This window comes from Kitasatospora sp. NPDC001175 (assembly GCF_053598215.1).
Map to the genome: position 1 here is coordinate 1 of NZ_JBSFJU010000153.1, position 5,369 is coordinate 5,369.

Consider the following 5,369-nt stretch of genomic DNA (forward strand, 5'->3'; position numbering starts at 1 on the left):
GCCTGGCCCGACGCCCGGTCGATGAGGGTGAAGTCGCTCAGCGGCCCCCAGGCGGTGCTGTCGCAGGAGCGGCCGAACACGGTCGGCAGCTCGTGACTCACCTCGTGGCACTGTGGGGAGGGGTCCGGGAGGCGTGTTCGAGTCGCCGGCTGCCGGGGCTGTGGGCGGGCGGCGTCTTGGCGGGGCTGCTGCGCCCCGCCTGCCTGCTTGCTGTGGATTGTCGTGGGGATGGCAGTGGGGTCTGCCGTGAAGTGGCAGGGGGTGGTGTCAGTCGGAGGGGCGAGGGCTGGGGGTAGGCCGAGACTGAAGAGGACCGTCCGGCACATCGGCCCGGGCGGTTTCACGCGTCACTGACATCTCGTGGCAGGCCACTGACGATCTCGCGGCAGACGACAGTCGGTGCAGCGTTGGCCGCCGCCGGGGGCGCAGGCCCCGCGCACTGGAAGGCCGCCCGAACGGCCCCCGTCGGCACCCTCCCGCAGCCCCTGTCAGACGCCCGTCGTCAGGGGCTGCGCCGTGCCGGCCGCACCCTTCTCCGGAGCCATCGCCCTAACTCCCCTGCCCCATGCCCTCCACGCGCCGCTACAGACACGAGGTGGATCCATATCGCCGACCAGGACGACCAACAGGCCGGGAAGGCCGTCGCCAGCCACGAAGGCGAACGTAAGGTGCGAATCGCCCCGAAGATGCTGGTCACCGAGGCGACTTAGTGTCGCAAACCATTCCTAAACGCCCACTCAGGCGTGACGTGTGGCTGCGACTGGCGATCGCGGGGTCCTGCCCGGTCGCCCCGGTTGTGCCCCTGCGGCCCCGCAGCCGCCACGGCGGCCGCGGGGCCGCGGTGGGTCAGGGGGCGCAGACAGCGTAGGGAGTGATGTTGGTGTAGTTGGTGCTCTGGTTGTCGGCGAGGACCTGCCAGGTGTTGCCGACGGGTCGGCTGGTGGTTTCGACAGGTGGGACGGCGCCGCCGCTTTGCTGGTATCCGCCGCCGGTGATCACATGGCCGGTGGGGCAGGTGGCGGCGGCCACGACCGGGACCCTGGCGGTGGCCACTCCGAAGGGGTTGGTACCGGCGGGGACGGTGGTGATGACGCTGTTGGTGGTGGCATCGATCACCGACACGCTGCTCGAGCCCTCATTGGCGACGTAGACGCGGGTGCCCCCCGGGCTGAACGCCACCCCGTTGGGGTTGGCGCCGACGGGGATGGTGGTGGTGACGGTGTTGGTGGCGGTATTGATCACCGACACGTTGTTCGAGAGCAGGTTGGTGGCGTAGGCGGTGGTGCCGTCCGGGCTGACCGCCACCGTCTGCGGGCGGGTGTTGACGGGGATGGTGGTGGTGACGGTGTTGGTGGCCGTGTTGATCACCGACACGTTGTTGGAGTTCTGGTTGGCGGTGTAGGCGGTGGTGCCGTCGGGGCTGACCGTCACCCCGATCGGCCCGGTGCCCACGGGGATGGTGGTGGTGACGGTGCTGGTGGCCGTGTTGATCACCGAAACCGTGTTGTCAATGAAGTTGGTGACGTAGGCGGTGGTGCCGTCCGGAGTGAAGGCCACCCCGATCGGCCCGTTGCCGACGGGGATGGTGGTGGTGACGGTGTTGGTGGCCGTGTTGATCACGGACACGTTGTGCGGGCCGTCGTTGGTGACGTAGGCGCGGGTGCCGTCCGGGCTGAAGGCCACCCCGTTGGGGTTGGAGCCGACCGTGATGGTGGCGGTGACGGTGTTGGTCGCGGTGTTGATCACCGACACGGTGTTCACGTTGCCGTTGGTGGCGTAGGCGGTGGTGCCGTCCGGGCTGACCGCCACCCCGATCGGCCCTGAGCCGACGGGGATGGTGGCGGTGACGGTGTTGGTGGCCGCGTTGATCACCGACACCGTGTTGCTACTGGCGTTGGCGACGTACGCGAAGGTCCCGGACGTCGCGGCCTGAGCCGGGGCGGCCGCCGTCACGGGCAGGGCCACGACCCCCAGCACAACCGGTCCCGCCACCAAGGCACGCAGCCACGTCTTCCACCGCGGGGCCCGGCCCAGGCCCGTATCGTGCCGAGCCGGTCCCCACAGCCGTCGCTTCCTGAAAGCCAGCATCGCCATACCTCTCGCTCGAAGAACCGGAAGGGTGGCGACGCAGGCCCTGGGGCCGGGACGGCCCGTGCCGTGACGACAGACGCGACCACCAGGGCCGGCCCCGCACCCGCGGCCACCACCCGTGCCCCCAGCCGCGTGCTCTGACGCCGCACCGGCCCGCAGCGGCTGCGCCACCGCGCTGACAGGACCTCAAAGAGCACAGGCCACCGCGCGTCACCGTAAGCGGCATAGCAAGAAATGTGGTGATTCGACACCTTTTCGTCCGAGTGATCCGGCCTGCAGGAGAGCGATACCGGTCTGGCCGGGACCTCAGTCGCTTCTCGGCGGGCACCGGGCCCGGTCGGGTCAGCGGCAGTCGAGCCCGAGCGCGGCGAGCCGGTCAAGCTGCTCGCCGGTGAGCTTGGCCCGGCGACTTTTGGTGTTGGAGATCCACACCCTGAGCTTCACTTCGACCCACGCCGTCGCCTTCCCCGATCTCCTCGACGTGGCCGCGCGGTACGGTCACCCGGGCGTCGACCGTGGCGGGGTGGCCCGGCCGTCGGATGCGTTCGCGGTCGCCAGGGTTCGACGCCGAGGGGATCTACAGGCGGCGGTTGATGGCCGGCCGTTGGTCACCTGCCCAGGCGAGCGGCGGGCGCGACCCGGCGAACCTGTGCGGTCGCGGCACCAGTACCAGATAGCCGCCGTGGCCAGGCTCGCAGGCCCGATTCCGCCACCGCATCCGACGCAACCGGTTGGCTCGCCGGGTGGCGACGTTGTGACGTGCGGGCGGCGGATACCGGAGGAAGCGGCGGCTGAACTACCCGTCCCTGCGCCGTAGTCAGCGCTCGGCGGCGCCGGGGGCTTCGGTGCGTCATGGCACAACCCGCCTGTCACCGGACTGTAACAGGCGCGACCGGGTGGACCCGGGCTACGTGTAAAGGGATATCAGCAACCGCGAACCCGGCCGCCTGCGCCCAACGGCCGGATGACAAAGGGGGTTCACCATGTCGGCTCACCGCCGTCTGTTCACCACCGCGGCTCTCGCCGCGACCACCGTCCTCACCCTCACCGCTTTCAGCGGCCCCGCCAGTGCCACCGGGTCGGCGGCGCGGTCGAGTGGCGAGGACGTCGCACTATGTGGCAACTCGGAGTTGGAGAGCGACATCGCGCCCGAGATGATCGGCCTGGACGGGAGTGCCGGTGGCCGGTGGACCGGCGTCATCAAGCTCACCAACACCTCGGGGCAGGACTGCGTGATGTACGGGCCCGCCGATCTGCGGACCGACCACACGGGCGGCGAGTTCACCAAGTTGACCACCGGCGTCCTGGGCGATGGCACGTTCTCCACCGACAGGGAGCACGGCACCGTACTGCGGGTGGGAGGTTCGGTCTACCAGCCCGTCACCTGGCTCTCCTCCCCGCCGGTCGCCCCGAACGCGAGCTGTACGACCGGTAACCTCCTCGTCCTGGCCCGCAACGAGGGAGTCCTGACCCTGCCCATCCCCGTCAAGGACGCCCGCTTCTGCCCGAGCGGGGAGATCGGCTCCCCGCAGGTGCTGATCGGCGTCCCGCAGACCACCCTGGCCGACGCGCAGGCCCAACTGCAGGACCTCGACGCCGCGTAGCGGACTCGGACGCCCGGCCGCCCGTCACCGGAGCACGGCAGAGCCCGAGTTGAGCGGTGAACGGCCGGGGCGAGGACGCCCCGGCCGTTCACCGTCCCCGCCATCGGATCGCACCCGTGGTCGGCCGAGGGCTGGGCGCGAAAGACGGCCGCCGGCATCGCCACCGGCCGGCTCCCGGCGGCTGGCCGGCTGCGGCCCGCCGGTCTGCCGACGGCCCGCAGCCGCACCTGCTACTCCCGCTATTCCCAGCGGATGCCGAGTTGGGTGAGGCGCTTGGCGCGATCGGTGGGGATGTCGCCGCGCCTGCTGCGGCTGTTGGCGATGAACAGGCCGAGGCTGATTTGGACGGTGGTGCCGTCGGCCAGCTCGAGGGGTTCCTTGTGTTTGCGGGGGACGTTGAGGTGGCCTTCGCGGGTCCGATACTGGGCGGCGGCGGCGAGGGTGCGCTGCTCCTTTTCGGCGTGTGCCACCTTCCCGGCCGGCTTCTGCTCGGCGGGCAGCGGTTCCAGCCCGAGGACGTGCTCCAGCGCCCACTGCTGCGCCGGGGCGAGCTTGGCCCAGCCGATCTGCTGGGCGCGGCCCCACCCGGCGAAGTCTTCGCCCTGGACGACGACGCTGCCCGGCTCGGCGCCCACACCGGCGAGGACGGCGAGGAATGCGGCATCCTCGCCAACAGCCGACTGCTGTCGGAAGGCATCGACATCGCGGCCGTCGACGCGATCGTCTTCGCCGACCCCAAGACCAGCATCATCGACATCGTCCAAGCCATCGGCCGCGCGCTGCGCCAGTCCTACCGGCAGGGCAAGGTGTCCTGGGTGATCATCCCGGTCTACCTCCCCTCACCGGAGGTCGGCGACGACACGGCGACCGCGGACCCGTCCGAGGTCCACGACGCCGGGCGAGGCGGTGAAGGCCGAGGCCGACGCCGAGATCGAGGCCTCCAGCTTCCGCACGATCTGGCGGGTTCTGCGCGCCCTGGCGGCGCACGACGCCCGGGTGGTCGGCCGGATCACCGAACTGCGCACTGGCCGCTCCCAGAGCGCCCAGCACACCACCACGACCACGGCCTCCGAGGAGAGCGGCGAGACCGGCGGCGAGGGAGAGCAGCCGACGGCGGCGGTGGAGTCGCCGATCGAGTGGCTGAGGATCAACGCCCGCCAGCACGCGGCGCAGATTCTGCAGACGGTGAAGCTGCGGGCGTTCAACCCGAGGGCCATCGAGTGGCAGCGGATGCACGCCGTTGCTGCCAGGTTCCACATCGAGCACGGCCACCTCGACCCCACCGACAAGGCGAAGCACGCGGAGCTGATCTCCTGGCTCGCCCGCCAGCGCCACCTGGGCGGCCAGGGCCTGCTCGACCCCGCCCGGGTCAGCGAACTGGACGCGCTCGGCATGATCTGGTCGAAGCTCGCGAACGCGTGGGAGCGCGGGGCCGCCTACGCGCGGGCGTTCCACCAGCAGCACGGCCACCTGGCGATCCCGGCGACCGCGAAGCTGGACGACTACGCGGTGGGGGCGTGGATGCGCCGCCAGCGCAAGGCCGACAACCTCAACCCCGACCAGGTGGCGAAGTTGGACGCGCTGGACGAGCTGTGGCGCCTGGAGCCGGACTGGAACCGCTCCTACCGCCGCCTGCTCGCCTACCTCGCCGCCGGCGGCACCCTGGACGGCCCG

Annotated in this window: 4 protein-coding genes and 1 pseudogene; 3 read left to right on the forward strand and 2 right to left on the reverse strand. The window is 70.9% G+C overall.

Going from position 1 to position 5,369, the window contains the following annotated elements:
- Positions 1 to 846: 846 nt before the first annotated feature.
- Positions 847 to 2,094 carry a beta-propeller fold lactonase family protein gene (locus tag ACWDAK_RS40410; RefSeq protein WP_449806574.1) on the reverse strand — a complete coding sequence of 416 codons (1,248 nt, stop codon included), beginning with the start codon at positions 2,092 to 2,094 and terminating at the stop codon, positions 847 to 849.
- A gap of 980 nt (positions 2,095 to 3,074) precedes the next feature.
- Between ACWDAK_RS40410 and ACWDAK_RS40415 the strand changes: the two genes are divergently transcribed.
- A complete protein-coding gene (locus ACWDAK_RS40415; protein WP_344640969.1) occupies positions 3,075 to 3,695 on the forward strand; it encodes a hypothetical protein in 621 nt (206 codons plus the stop codon).
- Positions 3,696 to 3,934: 239 nt separating this feature from the next.
- Here the strand turns inward: ACWDAK_RS40415 and ACWDAK_RS40420 are convergent, their stop codons facing one another.
- The gene (locus tag ACWDAK_RS40420) at positions 3,935 to 4,165 is read right to left on the reverse strand and encodes a helicase associated domain-containing protein (protein WP_344640970.1); all 231 of its coding nucleotides are present in this window, start codon (positions 4,163 to 4,165) and stop codon (positions 3,935 to 3,937) included.
- A gap of 48 nt (positions 4,166 to 4,213) precedes the next feature.
- Between ACWDAK_RS40420 and ACWDAK_RS40425 the strand changes: the two are divergent.
- Together ACWDAK_RS40425 and ACWDAK_RS40430 are read left to right on the forward strand one after the other, a co-directional pair.
- Positions 4,214 to 4,420 (forward strand): annotated as a pseudogene (locus ACWDAK_RS40425) (hypothetical protein); the annotation flags it as partial.
- A gap of 181 nt (positions 4,421 to 4,601) precedes the next feature.
- On the forward strand, positions 4,602 to 5,369 hold a 768-nt coding region (locus tag ACWDAK_RS40430), incomplete at its 3' end, for a helicase associated domain-containing protein (RefSeq protein ID WP_449806575.1).

Excerpts from the sequence above, each read along its gene's own strand:
- ACWDAK_RS40415 (WP_344640969.1), top strand. The coding sequence starts at position 3,075 with ATGTCGGCTCACCGCCGTCTGTTCACCACCGCGGCTCTCGCCGCGACC.
- ACWDAK_RS40410 (WP_449806574.1), bottom strand. The coding sequence starts at position 2,094 with ATGGCGATGCTGGCTTTCAGGAAGCGACGGCTGTGGGGACCGGCTCGG.